The 231-nt window shown below is 54.1% G+C and carries 1 protein-coding gene; it reads left to right on the plus strand.

The features are described from left to right. The coding region (locus tag ACVBEF_RS21415) for a hypothetical protein (protein ID WP_447125909.1) at nucleotides 1-231 on the plus strand (231 nt) is incomplete at both ends.

Genomic DNA, 231 nt, shown 5'->3' on the forward strand with positions numbered 1-231 from the left:
CTGTGGCTGCGCCTGCAAGGTCAAAAGCAACGTCAACTGTGGCTGCGCCTGCAAGGTCAAAAACAACTTCAACTGTGGCTGCGCCTGCAAGGTCAAAAGCAACGTCAACTGTGGCTGCGCCTGCAAGGTCAAAAACAACTTCAACTGTGGCTGCGCCTGCAAGGTCAAAAGCAACGTCAACTGTGGCTGCGCCTGCAAGGTCAAAAACAACTTCAACTGTGGCTGCGCCTG

It is taken from the genome of Glaciimonas sp. GG7 (genome assembly GCF_052976905.1).